This is a genomic window from Paenarthrobacter nitroguajacolicus (assembly GCF_029952445.1).
In the GTDB taxonomy this organism is placed as follows: Bacteria; Actinomycetota; Actinomycetes; order Actinomycetales; family Micrococcaceae; genus Arthrobacter; species Arthrobacter nitroguajacolicus_B.
On the sequence record NZ_JAQPPK010000022.1, the window covers coordinates 1 to 22,715 of the forward strand.

Here is a 22,715-nt window from a genome sequence, read left to right on the forward strand (position 1 = left end):
GCGCAGGCCGTCCGGGTGGCGGACCGGGTCGTCCCGGCGGCGCTCCCGGTTCAGGCACTGGTGGCGGAGCTCCCGCCGGCGGTGGCTTCGGCAAGGGTGGTCGCGGTCGTGGCGGTACCCAGGGTGCCTTCGGCAAGGGCGGCGCCGGTCGTGGCAAGCAGCGCAAGTCGAAGCGTGCAAAGCGCCAGGAACTGGAGCAGATGAGTGCTCCGTCACTGGGCGGCGTATCAGTACCCCGCGGTGACGGCGAGACCATCATCCGCCTGCGTCGCGGCTCGTCCATCACGGACTTCGCCGAGAAGATCGATGCAAACCCGGCCTCACTGGTGACCGTGCTGTTCCACCTTGGTGAAATGGCTACGGCTACGCAGTCCCTCGACGAGGACACCTTCGGCCTGCTTGGCGCCGAACTTGGCTACAAGCTCCAGGTTGTTTCGCCCGAAGATGAAGAGCGCGAACTGCTCGACCAGTTCGACATCAACATCCAGGACGAACTCGACGCCGAAGGCGACGACGTCCTCGAGCCCCGCGCACCGGTTGTCACGGTCATGGGTCACGTTGACCACGGTAAGACCCGCCTGCTCGATGCCATCCGCAACTCCAACGTTGTGGCCGGCGAGCACGGTGGCATCACCCAGCACATCGGTGCTTACCAGATCAGCCACGTCCACGAGGGCACGGCCCGCGACATCACCTTCATTGACACTCCCGGTCACGAGGCCTTCACGGCCATGCGTGCCCGTGGTGCCAAGGTCACCGATATCGCGATCCTGGTTGTCGCAGCCGACGACGGCGTTATGCCCCAGACGGTGGAAGCACTCAACCACGCACAGGCAGCCAACGTGCCGATCGTTGTCGCAGTGAACAAGATCGACAAGGAAGGCGCCAACCCTGACAAGGTCAAGGGCCAGCTGACCGAGTACGGCCTGGTTCCCGAGGAATACGGTGGCGACACCATGTTCGTAGAGGTTTCGGCACGCCAGAACCTCAACATCGACGAACTGATCGACGCCGTCCTGCTGACGGCCGATGCCGCCTTGGACCTGCGCGCCAACCCGGACAAGGACGCTCGAGGCATTGCCATCGAAGCTAACCTCGACAAGGGCCGCGGTGCTGTTGCTACCGTCCTGGTGCAGTCCGGTACTTTGGCAGTCGGCGACACGATCGTTGCCGGTACGGCACACGGCCGCGTCCGTGCCATGTTCGACGAGAACGGTGAGGCACTCGATGTCGCGCTGCCGTCCCGCCCGGTGCAGGTCCTCGGCCTGTCCAACGTGCCGCGTGCAGGTGACACCTTCCTGGTGACCCCTGACGAGCGCACGGCCCGCCAGATCGCTGAAAAGCGTGAAGCTGCCGACCGCAACGCCGCACTGGCCAAGCGTCGCAAGCGCATCAGCCTGGAAGACTTCGACCAGGCCGTTGCAGAAGGCAAGATCGACACCCTCAACCTCATCCTCAAGGGTGACGTGTCCGGTGCCGTCGAAGCCCTCGAAGACGCCCTGCTCAAGATCGACGTCGGAGACGACGACGTTCAGCTCCGTGTCATCCACCGCGGTGTGGGTGCCATCACGCAGAACGACGTCAACCTCGCCACGGTGGACAACGCCATCATCATCGGCTTCAACGTCAAGCCGGCCGAGCGTGTTGCAGAACTGGCTGACCGTGAAGGCGTGGACATGCGCTTCTACTCGGTCATCTACGCAGCAATCGATGACATTGAGATGGCCCTCAAGGGCATGCTCAAGCCGGAGTACGAGGAAGTCCAGCTCGGTACCGCCGAGGTCCGCGAAGTCTTCCGTTCTTCCAAGTTCGGTAACATCGCCGGTTCGATCGTCCGCTCGGGCATCATCCGCCGTAACACCAAGGCACGTGTCAGCCGCGACGGCAAGGTCATCGGTGACAACCTCACCGTTGAGACGCTCAAGCGCTTCAAGGATGACGCGACCGAAGTCCGGACCGACTTCGAGTGTGGTATCGGTCTTGGCTCCTTCAATGACATCACTGAAGGCGACATCATCGAGACCTTCGAAATGCGCGAAAAGCCGCGCGTCTAGGTTCCGCATGGAACGGGTCCGTCGGGTAACCCCGGCGGACCCGTTCCGTCCCCGTTTCTACTTTCCAGGAGGAAGACATGGCTGATCCCGCACGCGCTGCCAAGCTGGCACAGCGGATCAAGGTCGTCGTCGCCGAGGCCCTCGGGCGCCGGGTTAAGGATCCGCGCGTCGAGTCCATCACGGTCACCGACGCCCGCGTCACCAACGACCTTCAGCACGCCACCATCTACTACACGGTCTTCGGTGACGACGTTGCGCACGCTGATGCCGCACGGGCCTTGGAGAAGGCAAAGGGTGTGCTGCGCCAGGAAGTTGGCCGCAACATCACGGTGCGCCTCACTCCAACCCTCGAATTCGTGGCAGACCAGATTCCGGTCAATGCCTCGAACCTTGAGGAACTGTTGCGTGAAGCCAAGCGTCGCGACGCCGAGGTGGCCGCACTGGCTGCCGGCGCCAAGCCCGCAGGCGATGCTGATCCGTACAAGAGTGATTCCCCGGCCGACATCGACGAAGACGACTTCGACGAAGAGGACACCGACCTCTCCGGCGATAACGAACTCGACGAGGACGCCAACCGCTAGCACCTCGGTTTTTTGTACAACTAATGCCCCTAAGACTCTGTTTTAGGGGCATTAGTTGTACAAAAACTCGTTACGATCGGAGCATGTCGGCGCACAGCACCCACGAGCGTGATGAATACCTGAACCGTGCCATACAGCTGGCCGTGCAGAACGTGGCCGACGGCGGCGGCCCTTTCGGCGCCGTCGTGGTCACCCCGGACGGAACAGCGCATGAGGGTGTGAACAGGGTGACACGGGACCACGATCCCACCGCCCATGCGGAAGTAGTCGCAATCCGACGGGCGGCAGCAGCAACCAGGAGATTCGATCTCTCGGGTTCCGTGCTCTACGCCAGTTGCGAGCCTTGCCCACTGTGCCTGTCGGCAACGCTGTGGGCCAGGATCGGGCGGGTGTACTTCGCCGCTGACAGGCACGGAGCCGCACGGGCGGGCTTTGATGATGCACTGTTCTATGAATACTTCAGCGGTGCCAGGCCCGAGCTCCTCCCCGTGGAACACGCGGACCTGTCGGCGTCGGACCAGCCCTTCGACGCCTGGCGGAACCATGTCCGCCGCACCGCCTACTAGTTCACGCCGCGACTGGCTCATGCTGGGACTGGCTCATGCTGGGACTGGCTCACCCTGGGACTAGGCCCTGGCTGGAAGGCGGCTGACGCCGTCGAGCAGGTCTTTCTGGTTGCCGCAGAGCGCAATCCGTATCCAGCCCTCGCCGATCGATCCAAACGCCGTTCCGGGCGCAAAGGACACGCCGGAGTCCGCAAGGAATTTACGCACCCAGGTCCGGACGTCGCCGTCGCTGACGTGCGAAACGTCGGCCCACAAATAGAAGGCTCCCTGCGCGCCCAGGAACGGAATATTCCTGTCAGCAAGCACGGCCGAGGCCGCGTCACGGTTGCTCCGGTAATGTTCGCGGGCAGTGGAGACGTAGTCCTGCGGGCCCGTGAGGGCTGCCAGGGCCGCGTACTGCGACGGGGACGCAACGCACGAGACAATCGACTCCATGACGTTGTTCATTTTCTGCTCCAGCCCCGGCGGGCAGATCAGCGCGCCGATGCGGAGGCCGGTCAGCCCGTAGGTCTTGGAAAGCGTCAGGGAGGTAAAGACCCTTGCCTCGCCGGGAACGTCGCTGTCGAAGCGGGCCGGGCTGACATGCGGGACGTCGAAGGTGAAGGCCTCGTAGCATTCGTCGGAGATGATCCAGAGATCGTGCTTGACCGCCAAGTCGACGAGTTCCCGCACAGTGTCCTCACTAATGACGGCACCGAGCGGATTCGACGGCGAGTTCAGCATCAGCACCTTGGTCCGAGGCGTAATCAATGCCTCGATGTCCTCGATGTGCGGCTGGAAGTCATTGTGCGGGTACAGGGGATACTGCACCGGAACGGCGTGCAGCAAGCGGCTTGTCATGGCGAAAGTCGGGTACCCGGGGTTGGGAATGAGAATCCCGTCTCCGGGGGAGAGGAGCAGGCTCATGGCGAAATGCAGGCCCTGCTGGGCGCCGTCAACCACGTAAACCCGTTCCGGGCCGATGTCCGCGCCCTGCTGTTCCCGGAAGCGGGCGGCGAAAGCTTCACGGAGGGCCGGGATCCCGGCATTGGGTGTGTAGTTGGTCTCATCCCTGTCCAGGCAGGAAATGCCTGCGTCCAGGACGTGCCGGGGGAGCGCAAAGCCCGGTTCGCCGATGCTCAGGACGATCGCTCCGGGCGTGGCCCAAGCGGCTTCCGTAATTTCGCGGATCTGGTTCACGGGGACATTGCGTACGTGCGCGGCAAGCTCAGGCATGGGAGCCATCCTAGCCACCCATATACTGGTAAGCGTGCTTTCTGGACTGGTAATCGTTGACAAACCGCAGGGATGGACCAGCCATGATGTGGTTGGCCGGATGCGGCGGCTGGCCGGCACCCGGAAAGTGGGGCATGCCGGGACCCTGGATCCCATGGCCACAGGGGTGTTGGTGCTGGGCATCAACAAGGCAACCCGCCTCCTGACGTACATCGTTGGTACGTCCAAGACCTACACCGCCACCATCAGGCTGGGCGAGACCACCATTACCGATGACGCCGAGGGCGAGGTCACTGAGGCGATCAGCGCCGCCGCCGTCACCGACGACGCCATCACAACCGGCGTCGCAGCTCTGACCGGTCCCATCCAGCAGGTGCCCAGCAGCGTCAGTGCCATCAAGGTCAACGGCGAACGTTCCTACGCGCGTGTCCGCTCGGGCGAAGAGGTCAAGCTCGCTGCCCGCCCGGTCACCATCCACCGCTTCGATATCCACGCGATTAAGAGGGTCGACGGCGGCAGGGTAGTCGACGTCGACGTCACCGTGGAATGCTCTTCCGGAACTTATATCCGTGCCTTGGCACGCGACCTTGGTAATGCCTTGGGGGTGGGCGGGCACCTCACTGCCCTGCGCCGGACCCAGGTGGGACCCTATTCGATCGACCAGGCCCGGACGTTGGAGCAGCTGGCAGAGGAACTCGAGGTCCTTGAGATGTCCTTGGCCGCGCGTGCCCTCATGCCCAACCGGGAACTGAGCGAGGAAGAGACCACGGAGATTTCCTTCGGCCGCCGCATTGCCGCAGGCCCCGGGGCAGGTACCCCGGAAGCGGCCACCGCCGACAATCCTGCCGCAGCGTTCGCGCCGTCGGGCGAGCTGGTGGCGTTGTTGGCCGACTCCGGGACGTTCGCCAAGCCGGTGCTGGTCTTCGCGCCCGGAACAGGGCAGGCAAAGTAGGCATGGACGGATATTTTTACGCACTCCTGATCGTCGGTTTGGTCTCCACCATCCTGTGCCTCGTGGCCGGGCTGATGAAGAAGGCCCCGAACGATCCCACGATCTACTCCGTGCTGGCCGTCGAGGTGGTGCTGCTGGTTTACCTGGTGGGATCGATCGTCCGCGTGGCCCTGGGTGAGCAGATTGCCGGCGAGCCATGGGAGTTCTGGGGCTACATGCTCACCGCCCTGATCATTCCCCTGGGGGCCGTGTACTGGGCCATTCTTGAACGAACCCGCTGGAGCAATTTCGTCCTGGCCGCAGTGGGTGTGACGGTGCTTGTGATGGGTGCCCGCATGAACCAGATCTGGTACTGACCTTGAAGGAAGAACACAACGTGACTGGAACCGAGACCAACTCCGCCGGCCAACAGCCGAAGCAGAAGGACACCCGGAACACGGGCCCGGGACGCCTGCTGATTGCGGTGTACGCGGTGTTCGCCCTGTCGGCGACAGCGCGCGCCGGGTACCAGATTGCCACCAAGTTCGCCGAAGCTCCGCTGGCGCACATCCTTTCGGCGTTTGCCGCCGTCGTCTACATCATTGCCACTGTTTCGCTGGCAAAGCCGGGGCGGACCTGGTTCAAGGTGTCCCTGGCAGCGGTGCTCACGGAACTCGTCGGCGTGCTGGTGGTGGGTGCGATCAGCCTCTTTGATCCGGTTGCTTTCCCGCACGACACCGTGTGGTCCCTTTTTGGCCGCGGCTATGGCTTCGTACCTTTGCTGCTGCCGATCCTTGGGCTCCTGTGGCTCAACAAGCGCCGTCCGTCCTGAGCCCGGTGCCCTTCCGGGTAACCTTAGAATGTTCCGGCGCCGGGAGGTTGCCGGACGGAACGAACATCTGCAGTAAAAGGCGAGGTTGATGGTCCACATCTGGAACGATCCCACTGAAGTCCCCAAGGACTTCGGACCTACCGTTGTCACCATCGGAAATTTTGACGGGGTCCATCGGGGCCACCAGCATGTCCTCGCGCAGCTGACGGACACCGCCAAGCGCTACAACATTCCCTCGGTTGCCGTCACCTTCGATCCCCACCCGGCCCAGGTCCACCGCCCGGACGCCGCTCCGGAACTGATCATGGGCCTCCAGGACAAGCTGGACGCTCTTGGAGAAACCGGCGTTGACGCCGTTTTGGTCATGAAATACACGCTGGACCTCGCAGCGATGTCGCCCGTTGAATTCGTTCGCGACGTCCTGCTCGACGGACTCCACGCCGCTCACCTCGTGGTGGGCCACGATCTTCGCTTCGGCGCCGGAAACGTGGGCGACGTCGTTACCATGCAGGAGCTGGGCGAGCAGTTGGGCTTCGGCGTGCAGGTTGTCAATGAATACGGCGCCGGCGGCTTTCCGCTCCATCACGACGGCGACGCGGACCGCCGCTGTTCCTCCACCTGGGTGAGGGAGGCCTTGTCCGAAGGCGACGTGGTCACGGCCGCAGCCGTGCTGGGCAGGCCGCACCGGATGCGTGGGGAAGTTGTCCATGGCGCTGCCCGCGGCCGGGACCTCGGATTCCCCACAGCAAACCTTTCCCCCGATTCAACCGGCTACATCCCTGCCGATGGCATCTATGCAGGCTGGCTGATTGACCAGTCCGGGACGCGTTGGCCTGCAGCGATCTCCGTGGGTTCCAACCCCACCTTCGATGGCGTCAGCCGCCAGGTGGAAGCGCACGTGATCGACCGTCCGGAGGAAAACGTGGAGGATTTCGACCTCTACGGCCAGAGTGTCGCGGTCGAATTCACCCGGCGCCTGCGCGGCATGGTTGCCTACCGTGGACCCGAAGCGCTGGTGGAACAAATGTGCCTCGACGTGGCCCAGGCGCGTGACTTGCTGGCCCCACAATAGGGCATTTCGACAACACTGCAGACCTGCCGGTAAACTGATGAGTGGATCCGGCCGCAGTCCGTGGCAGCTGGACCTGTTTTTGTGTGCGGCAACGCATCCAAGGGCAACCCGTCAGCGAGGCGCTGCATCGGGAAGCACGGCACAACTCTAGGAGTTCACGTGGCACTTGACGCCGCTGTAAAGCAGTCCATCATCAAGGAATACGCAACCTCTGAAGGCGACACCGGTTCGCCCGAGGTCCAGGTTGCAGTCCTGACCCAGCGGATCAAGGATCTGACTGAGCACATGAAGGAGCACAAGCACGACTTCCACACCCAGCGCGGTCTGCTGGCCATGGTTGGTCGTCGTAAGCGCATGCTTTCCTACCTGAAGAACACTGACATCGCCCGCTACCGTTCGCTCATCGAGCGCCTCGGCCTGCGTCGCTAGTCTGCCTTTAGGGGCGGCCCGCGCCCTTGGGGGACGGGCCGCCTTCTTCACCAACAACTAAAAACAGGAATCAACCGCATCGCGCATTCGCGGTCCTCGGTAGTGATTCCCGGGAGGTTCATCGGTGACGATGAAGCCCGTGGATCTCGATCGATGACCGGGTGTAGTACAGGCCAGGAAAAAAGAAGAGGCCTGGGTTGATGCGGTGGACTTCCGCTAACAGAAACGGAGGTGACTCTCCATGGAGGGTCCCGAAATCCAGTTCTCCGAAGCCATCATCGACAACGGCCGGTTCGGCAAGCGCGTCATTCGCTTCGAAACCGGTCGCCTTGCCAAGCAGGCAGCCGGCGCTTCGATGGTTTACATCGACGAAGACACCGCACTGCTCTCCGCAACCACCGCAGGCAAGCAGCCGCGCGAAGGTTTCGACTTCTTCCCGCTGACGGTCGACGTCGAAGAGCGCATGTACGCTGCCGGACGCATCCCGGGCTCGTTCTTCCGCCGCGAAGGCCGCCCGTCCACGGAAGCCATCCTGGCTTGCCGCCTCATGGACCGTCCGCTGCGCCCCGCTTTCGTCAAGGGCCTGCGCAACGAAGTCCAGATCGTGGTTACCGTCCTCGCGATCAACCCCGATGAGCTCTACGACGTCGTCGCCATCAACGCGTCCTCGATGTCCACCCAGCTTTCCGGCCTCCCGTTCTCCGGCCCGATCGGCGGCGTCCGCGTTGCCCTCATCGCCGATGAGCAGGGTTCGCAGTGGGTTGCTTTCCCCAAGCACTCCCAGCTCGAAAACGCTGTCTTCAACATGGTTGTTGCCGGCCGGGTTGCCGGTGACGACGTTGCCATCATGATGGTCGAAGCCGAAGCCACGGACAACTCCTGGAACCTCATCAAGGAACAGGGCGCAACCGCTCCCACCGAAGAGGTTGTTTCCCAGGGCCTTGAGGCTGCCAAGCCGTTCATCAAGGCACTCTGCGACGCCCAGGCGGACCTCGCAGCCCGCGCCGCCAAGCCGACTGTCGAGTTCCCGGTCTTCCTTGACTACCAGGACGACGTGTACGCAGCTGTTGAAGCCGCTGCTGCCGACAAGCTTGCTGCTGTTTTCCAGATCGCCGACAAGCAGGAGCGCGACAACGCGTCGGACGCGCTCAAGGATGAAGTCCTTGGCTCGCTCGCAGGTGACTTCGAGGGCCGCGAGAAGGAACTGTCCGCAGCATTCCGCTCGGTCACCAAGCACGTTGTCCGCCAGCGCATCCTCAAGGACCAGGTCCGCATCGACGGCCGTGGCCTGACGGACATCCGCCAGCTGACCGCCGAGGTAGAGGTTCTGCCCCGCGTTCACGGTTCGGCCATCTTCGAGCGCGGCGAGACCCAGATCATGGGTGTCACCACGCTGAACATGCTCAAGATGGAACAGCAGATCGACTCGTTGTCGCCGGTAACGCGCAAGCGCTACATGCACAACTACAACTTCCCGCCGTACTCCACCGGTGAGACCGGCCGCGTTGGTTCCCCCAAGCGCCGCGAAATCGGCCACGGTGCCCTCGCAGAGCGCGCCTTGGTTCCGGTTCTGCCGAGCCGCGAAGAGTTCCCGTACGCCATCCGCCAGGTATCCGAGGCACTCGGTTCCAACGGTTCCACCTCCATGGGCTCGGTCTGTGCATCCACACTCTCCATGCTCAACGCCGGTGTGCCGCTGAAGGCAGCCGTTGCCGGTATCGCCATGGGCCTGGTTTCCGACCAGGTTGACGGCCAGACCCGTTACGCAGCGCTGACCGACATCCTCGGCGCCGAAGACGCTTTCGGCGACATGGACTTCAAGGTTGCCGGTACGTCCGAGTTCGTCACGGCCATCCAGCTGGACACCAAGCTCGACGGCATCCCCGCCTCCGTGCTCGCAGCAGCACTGAAGCAGGCCCGCGAAGCACGCCTCCACATCCTCGAGGTCATCAACGCAGCGATCGACACCCCGGATGAGCTCTCCGAGTTCGCACCGCGCGTCATCGCCGTCAAGATCCCCGTGGACAAGATCGGTGAGGTCATTGGCCCCAAGGGCAAGATGATCAACCAGATCCAGGAAGACACGGGCGCGGACATCTCCATCGAAGATGACGGCACGGTCTACATCGGCGCCACCAACGGTCCGTCTGCCGATGCAGCACGCTCCGCCATCAACGCCATCGCCAACCCGCAGGTGCCGGAGATCGGCGAGCGCTACCTGGGTACGGTCGTCAAGACCACCACCTTCGGTGCCTTCGTTTCCCTCACCCCGGGCAAGGACGGCCTGCTGCACATCTCCGAGCTCCGCAAGCTGGCCAATGGCAAGCGCGTGGACAACGTCGAAGATGTCGTCTCCGTCGGCCAGAAGGTCCAGGTCGAGATCACCAAGATCGATGACCGCGGAAAGCTCTCCCTCTCCCCGGTTGTTGCCGAAGAAGAAGGCGCAGCCGCAGAGGATGCTCCGGCTGAAGCCGCAGAAGCTTCCGCAGAGTAGTCTGTAAGCAGTACACCCGGCGGGGCCGGTGGGCTTGAAAAAGCTCCACCGGCCCTTCCGGCCTTAACTTGAAAACCCGAAAGGCCTTGATGACTGTCGTACCCTTGCCGTTGGAGCAAACTCTTCCTGGCGGCGAATTGATCCATGGTGCCGAGGGCGGTTCGGTCGTCCGGCGTTCGGTCCTTCCCGGCGGCGTGCGTGTGCTGACCGAGGCGATGCCGGGTCAGCGTTCGGCCACCATTGGGTTCTGGGTGGCAGTGGGCTCCCGCGACGAAGCAGAAGGCCAGCACGGATCGACACACTTCCTTGAGCACCTGCTGTTCAAGGGCACCAAGCGCCGGACGGCCCTGGAAATCGCATCAGCCTTCGATGAAGTGGGCGGCGAGTCCAATGCGGCAACGGCAAAGGAAAGCACCTGCTACTTCGCCCGGGTACTGGACACCGATCTCCCCATGGCCATCGATGTCATCGCGGACATGATCACCGGGGCGGTCCTGGACCCCGCGGAACTTGAGCAGGAACGCGACGTCATCCTTGAAGAGATCGCCATGGACAGCGATGACCCCACGGACGTTGCCCACGAGAAGTTCGTGGAAGCCGTGCTGGGCGAGCACCCTTTGGCCCGCCCCATCGGTGGAACGCCGGACGCCATCAAGGCAGTGGCCCGCGATTCCGTCTGGGCCCATTACCAGCGCTACTACCGTCCCGAAGAGCTGGTCATTACCGCTGCCGGCGGCCTGGACCACGACGTCGTCTGTGGGCTGGTCCTCGATGCCCTGACCGCTGCCGGCTGGGAGCTTGACCCGGACGCCGCTCCGGTGGACCGGCGAGGCACCGACAGGGCAGTCATCACAGGAACATCCGGTCTTCACGTGGTCAAGCGTCCCGTGGAGCAGGCGAACATCATCATGGGTTGCCCTACGATCGTGGCCACGGACGATCGCCGCTTTGTCATGAGCGTGCTCAACGCCGTCCTCGGTGGCGGCATGTCCTCCCGGCTGTTCCAGGAAATCCGCGAGAAGCGCGGCCTGGTCTACTCCACATACTCCTTCACGGCCGCTTACGCCGATGCCGGCTACTTCGGAATGTACGCCGGCTGCACGCCCTCCAAGGTCCGCCAGGTCCTGGAACTCCTTGGCGTGGAACTGGACAAGCTGGCCAAGGACGGCATCACGGAGGAGGAGCTCAGGAAGGCCGTGGGACAGCTCAGCGGCGGGATTGTGCTGGCCCTTGAGGACACTGGCTCACGGATGTCGCGGCTGGGCCGGGCGGAGCTGGTATCCGGAGAATTCCAGGACATTGACGAAACCCTTGCCCGCATTCAGGCCGTTACGGTGGAGGAAGTCCAGGAACTGGCCCGCGAACTCGCCGAGGCTCCCCGGACCATTACCGTCGTCGGACCGTTTGAGGAATCCGAGACGTTCGGCCTCTGATCCACATCGGGTCCACGCCCGGTTTCTCTGGACGCATCCCCATCAACAGGGCAGCATGATCACATATGGTGACGCTGCCCGTTGACTTTGGAGACGTGATGGACCTGCCCGCAACCGGTCATGCCGCGGAAATCCTGCGGGATTTCATCGGGCATTGGAGGGGCATCACCGAAATTGCGTCTTCGCCGTGGGGTACTGCACGGACCGCCGATGCTGAAGTTGTATTTACCAAGACAGCCGGTGGCCATGCCGTGGTCCAGAGCTATCGGCACCGTGAGCCTGACGGCACGCATTTCGAAGGCCACGGCATGTTCACGGTCGACCGTGACCACGGAGACACCCTCTGGTACTACGTGGACAGCATGGGCAAGCCGCCGGCCGCACCGGTCAGGGGAACCTGGAGTGCAGGCATCCTGACCTTGGACCGGCGCACGGCCGATGGCGTTGCCAGGCACACCTTCCGCGTTGAAGACGGCGTGCTGGTGCACACGGCCGACCTGCGGCTCGAAGGCCATGCAGGCTTCAGCCCACTGCTGAAGAGCGTCTTCAGGAAAGTTTGACGGCAGCGCCCCCAGTGCGGTTGGGCATCCTTGCTTCCTGCCCTAGCCTCCGGCGAAGGGCGGGAGGACGTCTATGACGTCTTCCGCTCCGAGCGGCGCGGCATGGTCCCGGACTGCCACTTCATTGCGGAGGAAACTGCTTCGCGCCACTATCCTCGCCAGCGTCGGCGTGCCTTCCGGAGGCACGGGACGCTCGACGGCGAGGGCGGCTTCCAGGAGCTCCTCCAGGCTGGTGCCTTCCGGGAGGGTGTGGAGTTCTTCTTCGACTCCCGCTGCAGCGCGCGCGGCAGCGAAGTAACGGACCAACAAGTTTTCAGCCTCCGATTGCGCTCATGCTGCGGTCCGGCTGGACGAAGTCCGCTGCGCCGAGACCGGTATGGTCCATGCCGTGGGCCTTGGGTTTGATCCACATGGCGTCCTGCCACCGTCCGGCGAGCTCGTCATCTGTGGCGCCGTTTCGAAGCAGCCCCAAAAGGTCGAACTCTTCACGGGAGAACAGGCAGCTCATGATCTTGCCTTCGGCGGTGATACGCGTGCGGCGGCAGTCAGAACAGAATGGCTCCGTGACGGAGGCGATGATGCCGACTGTTCCGAGGACCGGACCTGCCGCTTCACCGGAACCGGCGTCCCGGCGTCGTACTTCGAAGCGCTCGGCAGGGGCGCCGTCCCGTTCGCGGGGGTCGTGCGAGAGGACGAAGTCGCGGGACAGGAGCTCCCGGATCTCCGCGGCCGTGATCATGTTGCGGCGCGTCCAGCCGTGATCTGCGTCCAAGGGCATCTGTTCGATGAAGCGAAGTTCGTAGCCGCGGCCCAAAGCCCAAGCCAGAAGGTCGGGGGACTCGGCGTCGTTGATGCCGCGCATCAGTACGGCGTTGAGCTTGACCGGGCCCAGGCCGGCTGCCCATGCGGCGTCCACGCCGGCGAGGACCTTATCAAGGAAGGGTCGGCGCGTGAGTTTGGTGAAGGTTTCCTCATGAAGGGAATCGAGGGAGACGTTGATGCGGGTAAGGCCGGCAGCTTTCAGTGCTGCGGCCTTCTTGTCCAGCCCCACACCGTTGGTGGTCATGGAGACGGGGAGGTCCGGATGTTCGCTGCGGATGTCGGAGATGATGCCTGTCAGGTCCGCCCGCACCAGCGGTTCGCCGCCCGTGAGGCGGAGTTCCCGTACACCCAGGGCGGTGACGCCAACACGGACGATCCGGACGATTTCTTCCCGGGTCATGACGGCCTGCTTGGAAAGCCATTCGAGGCCTTCGGCGGGCATGCAGTACGTACACCGCAGGTTGCATTTGTCGGTGAGGGAAAGCCTCATGTCAGTGGCGCGACGACCGTACCGGTCCCACAGTCCGGCCGGCGTGCCGGCGGGACGGGGCGGCGGAGTTGCCGTGCCGCTTTCCGTGCTGCCTCCGGCGCTGCTGGGAGGGGGCACCGGCATGCCCAACTGAACACTCATAAATTCAGGCTACGCCACCCGGGCACGATCAGTGATACCAGTTACAGTCACGGAGTTCTTACGGAATCCGTACAGTTCACCGCGGGAGGGCCGAATCGCGTGCCGGGCACCGGCGCCAAACCTATGCTGGGAGCGTGACCACAAATACGGCATCGTCAACGGAGCCCGGCAACCGCCGCATCCTCCTGGTCGAGGACGAACAGACCATTGCCGATGTCGTCCGCGACTACCTCGTCATGGCAGGTTTCCAGGTGGACACGGCCGGGGACGGATTCACTGCCCTGACGCTCGCGGCCTCGCGTAAGCCGGACCTCGTGATCCTGGACCGCATGCTGCCGGGACTGGATGGGGTTGAAGTGTGCCGACGGCTCCGCCAATCGATGACTGTTCCGGTCATCATGGTCACAGCCCTGGGAACGGAAGATGACCGGATCCTGGGGTTGGAGATGGGGGCCGATGATTACGTCACCAAACCGTTTTCGCCCCGGGAACTGGTTCTGCGCGTCAAGTCGGTGCTGCGTCGCAGTATCAAGGACTACACCCCGGAACCCCCGGTCCAGTCCGCCGGCCTGGAACTCGATCCGGCTTCCAGGACCGTGTCACTGCTGGGGGCGCCGCTGGCATTGACTGCCCGTGAATTCGACCTTCTTGCTTTCCTGATGCGCAGGCCCAACCAAGTGTTCAGCCGCGAGGAACTGATCAAGGCTGTGTGGGGATGGGACTTCGGAGATCTCTCCACCGTCACTGTCCACGTCCGGCGGCTGCGCGAGAAGATCGAGGCCAACCCCACCAAGCCCGAACTCATCAAGACAGTGTGGGGTGTCGGCTACCGCTTTGATGTCTCCCAGGATGGCAGCCCGGGGGCCGGCCATGGAGGGTAGCGAGCTCTGGACCATCCTTGCCTGGGTGCTTTCCTGGGCAGTGCTGATCGGTGCGGCCACCCTGGTGCTCCTGCGGCTGCTTCGCCGGGCCTCGGTACTGGCCCAGATCTGTTTAGTGGTAGTGGCCACCGTCGCTGTCCTGGTGGCGGGCATGGTCAGCGCCTTCAATGCGATGTTCATCTCCGCGAGGGACCTCGAAGTGATGTGGTACATCCTTGCGGTGGCTTCCGCCGTGGCCGTGGCGCTGGCCTTGGTGCTCGGCGCTGGAGTGTCCAGGAACGCAGGGCGGCTGGTGGACGCGGCCCGCAGGATTGGTCGTGGCGAAACGCTGGAGCACTCCGGGACTGAGGGCAAGAGGGCAGCTATTGCCATGACGTCGGAGCTCGCCGAACTGGCACAGGAACTCGAGGCCAGCAGCCGGAGCCTGGCCGAATCCCGGGACCGCGAGGCGGCCATTGAGACGGCGCGCCGGGAACTGGTGTCCTGGATTTCGCATGACCTGCGCACGCCGCTTGCGAGCATGCGTGCCATGACTGAGGCCCTCGAGGACGGCATGGCCGCGGACGTGCAGGGCTACTACCGGAAAATTATCGGGCAGACCGAGCAAATGACTGCCATGGTCAACGATCTCCTGGAGCTGTCCAAGATCCAGGCGGGGACGCTGCGCCTGCGCGCCGAAGCGCTGGATCTCTATGACCTTGTCAGCGACGCCCTTTCCGACCTTGCGCCGCTGGCTGCGAAGCGGGGCATCAGGCTCGACGGCGGCGGCGACCGTGAGTGCATGGCGGTGGCCGACGGACCCAGCCTGGCCCGGGCGGTACGGAACATCCTTCTGAACGCCATCATCTACTCCGGACCGGAGACAGACGTCCATGTCAGTGTCGGGCGGGATGACGGACATGCCGTGATCGCTGTCCAGGACCAATGTGGAGGCATCCCGGACGAGGACTTGCCGCATCTCTTCGAAACAGGGTGGCAGAAGGACCCTTCCCGGGGCGCCCCGCAGGCCCTGCAGGGAACTTACAGCGGTGCCGGGATCGGACTCAGCATGGTGGCAGGCATCGTCAAGGCGCACGGGGGATCCGTGACGGTCAGCAACGTCGACGGCGGCTGCCGTTTCGCCCTGAAACTACCGGCGGGACCACTTCCGCCGGCCGGTTCACTTCCGCCGGTTCGGCAGCCGGTTCCCCAGCCCGTCCTGGTGACGGAGGCAACCCCGGGAACGATTGAAACAGACAACGGCCCTGGAGGCACATCATGAGCACGCCCGTACGCAACCCGACAGAAACAGGGCGTCCTGCCGGTGGACCGCGATTGTGGGCACCGGCTGCGGGTCTCGCTGCCGGGGCGGCGGGAATCGCGGCGGGGGAGCTCACCGCAGGGTTCTTCAGCCCGCTGGTTTCGCCGGTGACTGCCCTCGGTGGCGCCGTGATCGATGCCGTACCGCCTGGAGTGAAGGACCTTGCCGTGCAACTCTTCGGCACGGCGGACAAAATCGTCCTGGTGGCATCCATCGTTGTGGTCGCCGGGTTCCTGGCCGCCCTCGCCGGCATCCTTGAACGCCGGCGGACCGGGTTTGGGCTGGCACTGGCTGGACTTGCGGGCGTGGCGGGACTGACCGCCGTCGTAACCCGCGCCCAAGCCAGTCCGCAGGCGGCCTTGGCGCCGATCGTCGCAGCCGTAGCCACCATGCTGCTCTTGAGGATGCTCATCCGGAGGCTCGATACCTGGGTTCCCCGCGGCAGCACAGTGCCAGTGGAGGGTGGAGAGCCTGCACCGCTGGCCCGACGGGGTTTCCTGAACGCCATGACCGGAACCGCCCTGGCCGCGGTGGTGGGAGGAGCCGTGACCACCATCCTCACCAGGGCTACCGCTGTGGCCAGCGGGTTCCGTAACTCGCTGACGCTTCCGGCGCCGGCAACGCCGGCGCAAACCGTTCCCGCCGGAGCATCCCTGTCCGTAGCGGGTATCAGTGCCTTGGTGACCCCGAACGCCGAGTTCTACAGGATCGACACCGCCCTGACGGTTCCGGCCATCGACCCACCGGCGTGGAAGCTGAAAGTCACCGGAATGGTCGAACACGAAATCGAACTGGACTTTGCCGAACTGCTGGCCAAGCCCATGACGGAACGTCATATCACCATCGCCTGCGTGTCCAACAACGTCGGTGGCGACCTCATCGGCAACGCCCTGTGGCTGGGATGGCCGGTGCGCGAACTTCTTGCGATGGCAGGCCCAAAGGCCGGTGCGGACATGGTGCTGTCCACCAGCAACGACGGCTGGACGGCGGGCACGCCCCTGGAAGCGCTCACGGACGACCGTGACGCGCTGCTGGTTGTCGGCATGAACGGAGAGCCGCTGCCTTTGGAGCATGGATTCCCCGTCCGGATGATAGTGCCAGGGCTCTACGGCTTCGTCTCTGCCACTAAATGGTTGACCGAGCTGAAGGTCACCCGCTTCGCGGATGACACCGGGTACTGGACGCCCCGGGGCTGGAGCGACCACGGCCCCATCAAGACGCAGTCCCGCATAGACGTGCCACGCAGTGGACGCAGTGTCCAAGCCGGAAAGGTCCAGTTCGGCGGGGTTGCCTGGGCGCAGCACCGGGGGATTGACCGCGTCGAGCTGCGGGTCAACCGCGGTGCGTGGCAGAGGGCCCAGCTTGCAAGCGCCATTTCCACCGACACGTGGTACCAGTGGCAGCTCGGCATCGACCTCACCCCTGGTGATTACGAAGTGCAGGTCCGGGCCACCGACGCAACCGGCCAGCCGCAAACCGAAGACAAAGCTCCGGTAGCTCCGGACGGCGCCACGGGCTATCACACCATCAACGTCAAAGTGCCTTGAGCATCTAGTCTGGGAACGTCCGGATGTTTGCCGGAAGCCAACGTGCCCCCAGGAGGATGTCCGTGCCCAGATCTGTTGCAGCCCATCGCCAGGCGGTGGCGGAGCTGCTGACAGCAGTAACCGCAAGGAAAGCCACGCTCCGGGTCCCGCTGATGGACGCACTTGGAAAGGCGCTCGCCGTCGACCTCCACGCACCGCTGTCCCTGCCACCGTTCGCCAACTCCCAGATGGACGGCTTTGCCGTCCGTTCCGCAGACATTCCCGACGGCGGTGCGAAGCTCTGTGTGGCTGCGCCGGTTCCGGCAGGTGCCGCGCCGGCTGCGCTGGAGGCGGGCCATGCTGCCCCCATCATGACCGGAGCCATGATGCCTGAGGGTGCCGACGCCGTCGTGCCGATTGAGAAGGCAACGCCCGGCACCTTTCCTGACCCCGGAGCGTTGGATGCCGAGGTGGAGCTGCCGGTGGTGGAGCCCGGGACGTACGTGCGGCATCCCGGCAGCGACATCGAAAAGGGCGCGTTGGCACTGGCCGCCGGTACAGTGCTGGGACCAAGCCAGCTGGGGCTGTTGGCAGCGCTGGGCCTTGGCGACGTGGAGATCCGCGAGCCACTGCGTGTCCTGCTGATCACTACCGGGGACGAGGTCCAGGAACCTGGCACGGAACTGGCGGCCGGCAAGATCTACGACTCCAATGGCACCCTCCTGGAAGCAGCCATGAGGCAAGCGGGCCTTGAGGTGGTCCGCACGGGCATCTCCGACGACCAGCCCGCGGCCCTGCTTGCGGTCCTGCAGCACCACGTTGGAGACAGCGACGGGAACGGCGGCGGGGACAACCCGGTGGACGTGATCGTCACAACCGGGGGAGTAAGCAAAGGTGCCTACGAAGTCGTTCGCCTTGCCATGGCCGAACAACCGGTTGAATTCCTCCACGTCGCCATGCAACCCGGCGGCCCCCAAGGACTTGGTGCTTTCAACGGGATCCCCTTTATCGGCTTCCCCGGGAATCCTGTGAGCTGCCTGGTCTCCTTCGAGATGTTCCTTCGCCCTGCCCTTTCGCACGTCGCCGGGGCTCCCTCGCCACGGTCCGTGCTGCGGGCGCGCCTGGCTGCGCCGCTGACCTCGCCACAGGGCAAACACCAGGTCCGCCGCGGAACCGTCGCCGATGGCGTGGTCCGCATGGAGGGTGGTGCCGGCTCCCATCTGGTCCATGCCCTTGCCCGCGCCAATGCCTTGGTGCAGATCCCCGCGGACGTCACGGAACTCGCCGAAGGAGACGAAGTGGAAGTATGGATGCTGTGAACCACACTTCCGAAAACCCGGCAGGTCCCGCAGGCCTGACCCACCTCAGGCAGGACGGCACCGCCCAGATGGTGGATGTCTCCGAAAAAGCCGTCACCACCCGTGAAGCCACGGCCACCGCCACGGTCCGCTCCACAGCCGAAGTCCTTGCCCTCTTGGGCGCTGGCGAGCTTCCCAAGGGCGATGCGCTCGCCGTTGCGCGGGTGGCCGGCATCATGGCCGCCAAGAAGACTCCGGAGTTGATTCCGCTCTGCCATCCCTTGCCCATTTCCAAGGTCACCGTGGACTTTGAGCTGGGCACCGACTCGGTGGGCATCCTGGCAACTGTAAAGACCAAGGGCGTGACCGGCGTGGAAATGGAAGCACTGACGGCCGCCTCCGTCGCCGCGCTGAGTGTCTACGACATGATCAAGGCCGTGGACAAGCACGCCGTCCTCAGTGACATACGCGTTCTGTCCAAGAGCGGCGGCAAGAGCGGAAGCTGGGATGTTTCCGGACATGCGGGACGCGGGGAGGCCGGCGCATGAGCGCGTGCGAGCCGAACGCGCACGGGCCCCGGAAGGCCGGCGTCGTGATTGCTTCCACCCGGGCGGCAGCTGGAATCTATACCGACGAGACAGGGCCGATCATTCTCGACTGGCTCAAGGAACACGGTTTTGACACCTTTCCCACCATGGTGGTTCCTGACGGGGAACCTGTGGGTGCCGCCCTCAGGGCCCTTCTCACCCAGGAACCTGCAGTCGTCATCACCAGCGGGGGAACGGGCCTGAGCCCCGACGACCACACACCGGAAATGACGCTCCCGCTGTTGGACAGGGAGATCCCGGGGATCATGGAGGGCATCAGGCGAGCAGGCGCGGCCAAGACTCCCATGGCGATGCTGAGCCGTGGCCACGCGGGCGCAGCCGGCAAGACATTCATCATCAACCTGCCGGGATCGCCCAAGGGAGTCATGGACGGGCTGGCCGTCCTGGACCCCGTCATCGGGCATCTTTGCGATCAATTGGAAGGAAGCCATGGGCACTGAAACGGACTTCGAAGTGGTGAGCGCTGTCCTGAGCTCAGAACCGATCTCGGTGGACCAGGCCATCAGGGCAGTGGAATCGAATACTGCCGGCGCAGTGGTCAGCTTCAGCGGAGTGGTGCGGAACCACGACGGCGGCAAGGCAGTGGACCGACTCAGTTACAGCGCCCATCCCACAGCGCATCAGGTGATGACCGACGTCGTAGCGCAACTCGTCGCCGAACATTCCGGTGAAGCCGACCAGCCTGTGCGCATCTGGGCTGCCCACAGGATCGGCCTTCTTGAGATCGGTGACCCAGCCCTGGTTTGCGCCGTAGCGGCCGCCCACCGCGGCCAGGCTTTTGCTGTCTGCTCTGAACTCGTTGACAGGGTCAAGGAGCAGGTGCCCATTTGGAAGGAACAGTTCTTCTCCGATGGCACCGTCGAATGGGTAGGTGCGGGGGAGTAGGGCGGAGTCACGGTTCCTTCCCGGGTCCGGCCCGGCGGTAGGGTTAAAGGCATGACCGAACAACTTGCTGTTGCAGTGCTGGGCGCCAACGGGCGCATGGGAATCGAAGCCGTTAAGGCCATTGAAGCAGCCGAAGACATGACGCTCGTAGCGGCTCTCGGTCGCGGTGATTCACTGCAGAAACTGCTCGACGCCGGTGCACAGTACGTTGTTGACCTCACCGTTCCGGACATCACCGAAACCAACGTCCGTTTCGCCGTTGAGCACGGAATCCACGCCGTTGTGGGCACCACCGGCTGGGATGCCGGCAGGCTGGAATCCCTGCGTGCACTGTTGGAGCAGAAGCCGGACACCGGTGTCCTGATCGCCCCGAACTTTGCACTTGGGTCCGTGCTGGCGTCCGCTTTCGCGGCCAAGGCATCGCAGTATTTCGAGTCGGTGGAAATCATCGAACTGCACCATCCGAACAAGGTGGATGCGCCTTCGGGTACCGCCGTGCGTACTGCGCAGCTCATCGCCGAAGCACGGCAGGAGGCCGGCGTCCCGGCCAGCCCTGACGCTACCGAAACAGCGCTGGACGGTGCCCGGGGCTGCGATGTGGATGGCGTGCGCGTGCACAGCGTCCGGCTGCGCGGGCTGGTGGCCCACCAGGAAGTGCTTTTCGGCGGTCCGGGCGAGCAGTTGACACTGCGCCACGACTCCTTTGACCGCGCGTCCTTCATGCCCGGCGTCCTTCTGGGTTTGCGGAAAGTGGCAGCAAACCCCGGCCTGACGGTCGGCCTGGACGGCTACTTGGACTTGGGGCTCTAGATCGTGGGAAATTTCCTGACAACTTTGAAGAAGAACCGCACCAAGATTTGGGTGGGTGCCATCACCTTGCTCCTGGTGCTGTACCTCGTGGTTTCAGTGCAGCGCTCGTTCCTCCTCCTCGGTGACCCCAACCTCGTGGCAAAGGGGATCGGAGCGGCCTACCTGGTGCTTCCGGTCATTGGTGCGTGGGCCATGATCCGCGAGTTGCTCTTCGGCGCCCGTACCGAACAGATGGCCAAGGTCCTGGAAGCCGAAGGCGGACTGCCTGAAGATACTCTGCCCCGGACCCCCGGCGGCCGGATTGTTCGCGCCGCTGCGGATGCCGAATTTGAGAAGTACCGCGCTGAAGCCGAGGCCGCTCCCGGGGACTGGCGGTCCTGGTTCAGGCTGAGCTGTGCATATGACGCCTCAGGCGACCGGAAGCGTGCGCGCGCGTCCATGCGCGACGCCGTGAAGCTCTTCCGCTCTCAGCCCACCGCGGCCGGACGGTAACTGCCCAGCCTCGACGCCAGGTGGGCCACCCATTCCAGTGGCCCCCGGCGCCGGAGCACGGCAAAACAAATGCCAATGCTGATGGCGCACAACGCCTGCGCCCAATACATGCCTTCAGCGGTCCACCCTGCGGGCAGCGGTTGGTTGGTAAAGCCCGAGACCACCCATACATGTGCCGAATACAGGCTCAGGGTCATGGCGCCCGGCCCGCTGAGCACCACCAGGAAATTTACCCTGATGCGTTCGGCAAGCCTGCCAAGGACAAGGAAAAAACCAACGACGGCGGCGGCAACGCCACTGGTGTGCAACAAATCCAGCGTGGTCCCCGCATGGGGCGACGCCGTGGCCAACCACCACCACGAATCCACCTGCTGGAGCCCCGTGAGGTTGACCTGGAGCATGCTCTCAAGGGGGTAGCCCCTGGTGCCGGGCAACACCGACAGGGCAGCCCGTCCGCCCCACACTTCCATGGCCACCGTTCCAACGATTTTCGCGATGCTTGCCACGACGATTCCGAAAGTCAGCAGCATGAGCTGCACCTTCGCCGTCGTCAGCGCCAGCCTTCCGATGACCAGGCCCACCAGGAGGTAGGAGATCCACTGGAACGCTGGGTAGTAGCCGGTGAAGAAGAGATCGGCGAGCAGCCGTGCCGGGGTTCCCAGGTCCTCCCAGCCGGGGTTGTGTCCCAACTGCAGTGGCGGGTTCGCATCCAGCAGCTCAGGACGGACCAAGTACGCGAGGACCGGCGAGAGCACGATCCATCCTCCAGCCCAGAAGCAGAGTGCTTTCAGCCGTAAACCGAGGAACGGCAGGATGCACAGGAACAGCACTGCGTAATGCACCAGGATCACCGCGACGTTGACTTCCAGGCCTCCCAGCGCCAGTCCGACGGCGGCAATCACCAGGGCGCGCATGGCAACCCCGCCCCTGGCGGACCAAAGCTCCGCCCCGCTGCGTGGCTGCTGCTTGCCGGTTGAGAGTGCCAGGCCGATCCCGGCCAGCACAGCGAACAATGCTGCGGACCTCCCTGAGAACACCAGGCCCACCATGGTTGGGTCCCACTGCGGAGCCGGGCCGAACGTCGGAAGCAGATGTGTGGCCATCATGCCAAGAAGGGCCGCGCCCCGGGCTGCGTCGACACCCGTCAGCCGGGCAGGGGCCGTGCGTTGACCTGGTGCCTTTCGCGGAGGCGCCGTCTCTTGCGAAGTCATGCTGCGATCGTCTCATGGCCGGGTCGCGTGTCCCACAAAACGTCGGCTGCCGGAACGTGGGCGGCGCACGGTCTTGTGTTCGAA

Annotated in this window: 24 protein-coding genes; 20 read left to right on the forward strand and 4 right to left on the reverse strand. The window is 64.2% G+C overall.

Annotation, left to right across the window (positions count from 1 at the left end):
• The 3 genes from infB to PJL15_RS15975 all read left to right on the forward strand — a co-directional run.
• Positions 1-2,054, forward strand: a 2,054-nt coding sequence (gene infB / locus PJL15_RS15965; protein ID WP_281452124.1) for a translation initiation factor IF-2, incomplete at its 5' end; no start/stop codon positions are given.
• 77 nt (positions 2,055-2,131) lie between these two features.
• The gene (gene rbfA, locus PJL15_RS15970) at positions 2,132-2,635 is read left to right on the forward strand and encodes a 30S ribosome-binding factor RbfA (RefSeq protein ID WP_281452125.1); all 504 of its coding nucleotides are present in this window, start codon (positions 2,132-2,134) and stop codon (positions 2,633-2,635) included.
• A gap of 83 nt (positions 2,636-2,718) precedes the next feature.
• On the forward strand, positions 2,719-3,201 hold the full coding sequence (locus PJL15_RS15975) for a nucleoside deaminase (protein ID WP_281452126.1): 483 nt from the start codon (positions 2,719-2,721) through the stop codon (positions 3,199-3,201).
• A gap of 60 nt (positions 3,202-3,261) precedes the next feature.
• Here the strand turns inward: PJL15_RS15975 and PJL15_RS15980 are convergent, their stop codons facing one another.
• Entirely contained in the window at positions 3,262-4,416 is a 1,155-nt protein-coding gene (locus PJL15_RS15980; RefSeq protein ID WP_281452127.1) for a pyridoxal phosphate-dependent aminotransferase, read from the reverse strand.
• A gap of 34 nt (positions 4,417-4,450) precedes the next feature.
• On the opposite strand from PJL15_RS15980, the gene truB reads away from it, so the two are divergent.
• From truB to PJL15_RS16020, 8 genes are all read left to right on the forward strand, one after another.
• Positions 4,451-5,368 carry a tRNA pseudouridine(55) synthase TruB gene (gene truB, locus PJL15_RS15985; RefSeq protein WP_281452128.1) on the forward strand — a complete coding sequence of 306 codons (918 nt, stop codon included), beginning with the start codon at positions 4,451-4,453 and terminating at the stop codon, positions 5,366-5,368.
• A gap of 2 nt (positions 5,369-5,370) precedes the next feature.
• The gene (locus PJL15_RS15990; protein ID WP_281452129.1) at positions 5,371-5,724 is read left to right on the forward strand and encodes a hypothetical protein; all 354 of its coding nucleotides are present in this window, start codon (positions 5,371-5,373) and stop codon (positions 5,722-5,724) included.
• Between the two features lie 20 nt (positions 5,725-5,744).
• Positions 5,745-6,179, forward strand: coding sequence for a hypothetical protein (locus tag PJL15_RS15995; protein ID WP_281452130.1), 435 nt, complete (start codon positions 5,745-5,747; stop codon positions 6,177-6,179).
• A gap of 88 nt (positions 6,180-6,267) precedes the next feature.
• Complete coding sequence (locus PJL15_RS16000) at positions 6,268-7,251, forward strand: bifunctional riboflavin kinase/FAD synthetase (RefSeq protein WP_281452131.1); 984 nt, start codon at positions 6,268-6,270, stop codon at positions 7,249-7,251.
• A gap of 159 nt (positions 7,252-7,410) precedes the next feature.
• Positions 7,411-7,680: a 30S ribosomal protein S15 gene (gene rpsO / locus PJL15_RS16005; protein ID WP_144652206.1), complete on the forward strand. Its 270-nt coding sequence runs from the start codon at positions 7,411-7,413 to the stop codon at positions 7,678-7,680.
• A 241-nt stretch (positions 7,681-7,921) separates the two neighbouring features.
• On the forward strand, positions 7,922-10,174 hold the full coding sequence (locus tag PJL15_RS16010) for a polyribonucleotide nucleotidyltransferase (RefSeq protein WP_281452132.1): 2,253 nt from the start codon (positions 7,922-7,924) through the stop codon (positions 10,172-10,174).
• An 89-nt stretch (positions 10,175-10,263) separates the two neighbouring features.
• On the forward strand, positions 10,264-11,607 hold the full coding sequence (locus tag PJL15_RS16015) for a M16 family metallopeptidase (protein WP_281452133.1): 1,344 nt from the start codon (positions 10,264-10,266) through the stop codon (positions 11,605-11,607).
• A 98-nt stretch (positions 11,608-11,705) separates the two neighbouring features.
• The gene (locus PJL15_RS16020; RefSeq protein ID WP_281452134.1) at positions 11,706-12,167 is read left to right on the forward strand and encodes a DUF1579 family protein; all 462 of its coding nucleotides are present in this window, start codon (positions 11,706-11,708) and stop codon (positions 12,165-12,167) included.
• Between the two features lie 42 nt (positions 12,168-12,209).
• Here PJL15_RS16020 and PJL15_RS16025 read toward each other — a convergent pair whose 3' ends face one another.
• Complete coding sequence (locus tag PJL15_RS16025; protein ID WP_281452135.1) at positions 12,210-12,476, reverse strand: MoaD/ThiS family protein; 267 nt, start codon at positions 12,474-12,476, stop codon at positions 12,210-12,212.
• A gap of 4 nt (positions 12,477-12,480) precedes the next feature.
• Positions 12,481-13,620, reverse strand: a complete 1,140-nt coding sequence (gene moaA / locus PJL15_RS16030) for a GTP 3',8-cyclase MoaA (protein WP_281452136.1) — start codon at positions 13,618-13,620, stop codon at positions 12,481-12,483.
• Between the two features lie 134 nt (positions 13,621-13,754).
• Here moaA and PJL15_RS16035 point away from each other — a divergent pair, with 134 nt between their 5' ends.
• Genes PJL15_RS16035 through PJL15_RS16075 form a run of 9 tightly spaced genes read left to right on the forward strand, consistent with a single transcriptional unit; the run spans position 13,755 to position 21,420 of the window.
• Positions 13,755-14,501: a response regulator transcription factor gene (locus PJL15_RS16035; protein WP_281452137.1), complete on the forward strand. Its 747-nt coding sequence runs from the start codon at positions 13,755-13,757 to the stop codon at positions 14,499-14,501.
• Positions 14,491-15,762, forward strand: coding sequence for a sensor histidine kinase (locus PJL15_RS16040; RefSeq protein ID WP_281452138.1), 1,272 nt, complete (start codon positions 14,491-14,493; stop codon positions 15,760-15,762). Before PJL15_RS16035 ends, PJL15_RS16040 begins: the two co-directional genes overlap by 11 nt.
• Complete coding sequence (locus tag PJL15_RS16045; protein WP_281452139.1) at positions 15,759-17,348, forward strand: molybdopterin-dependent oxidoreductase; 1,590 nt, start codon at positions 15,759-15,761, stop codon at positions 17,346-17,348. The genes PJL15_RS16040 and PJL15_RS16045 overlap by 4 nt, the downstream gene beginning before the upstream one ends.
• Before the next feature lie 56 nt (positions 17,349-17,404).
• On the forward strand, positions 17,405-18,646 hold the full coding sequence (locus PJL15_RS16050; protein ID WP_281452140.1) for a molybdopterin molybdotransferase MoeA: 1,242 nt from the start codon (positions 17,405-17,407) through the stop codon (positions 18,644-18,646).
• Positions 18,634-19,173 carry a cyclic pyranopterin monophosphate synthase MoaC gene (moaC, locus tag PJL15_RS16055; protein WP_281452141.1) on the forward strand — a complete coding sequence of 180 codons (540 nt, stop codon included), beginning with the start codon at positions 18,634-18,636 and terminating at the stop codon, positions 19,171-19,173. Before PJL15_RS16050 ends, moaC begins: the two co-directional genes overlap by 13 nt.
• On the forward strand, positions 19,170-19,673 hold the full coding sequence (locus PJL15_RS16060; protein WP_281452142.1) for a MogA/MoaB family molybdenum cofactor biosynthesis protein: 504 nt from the start codon (positions 19,170-19,172) through the stop codon (positions 19,671-19,673). Before moaC ends, PJL15_RS16060 begins: the two co-directional genes overlap by 4 nt.
• Entirely contained in the window at positions 19,663-20,118 is a 456-nt protein-coding gene (locus PJL15_RS16065) for a molybdenum cofactor biosynthesis protein MoaE (RefSeq protein WP_281452143.1), read from the forward strand. Before PJL15_RS16060 ends, PJL15_RS16065 begins: the two co-directional genes overlap by 11 nt.
• Before the next feature lie 51 nt (positions 20,119-20,169).
• Positions 20,170-20,928: a 4-hydroxy-tetrahydrodipicolinate reductase gene (gene dapB, locus PJL15_RS16070; RefSeq protein WP_281452144.1), complete on the forward strand. Its 759-nt coding sequence runs from the start codon at positions 20,170-20,172 to the stop codon at positions 20,926-20,928.
• Between the two features lie 3 nt (positions 20,929-20,931).
• Complete coding sequence (locus PJL15_RS16075; protein WP_281452145.1) at positions 20,932-21,420, forward strand: hypothetical protein; 489 nt, start codon at positions 20,932-20,934, stop codon at positions 21,418-21,420.
• Here the strand turns inward: PJL15_RS16075 and PJL15_RS16080 are convergent.
• Complete coding sequence (locus PJL15_RS16080; RefSeq protein ID WP_281452146.1) at positions 21,396-22,631, reverse strand: heparan-alpha-glucosaminide N-acetyltransferase domain-containing protein; 1,236 nt, start codon at positions 22,629-22,631, stop codon at positions 21,396-21,398. The two genes, PJL15_RS16075 and PJL15_RS16080, sit on opposite strands and share 25 nt — an antisense overlap.
• Positions 22,632-22,715: the final 84 nt, after the last annotated feature.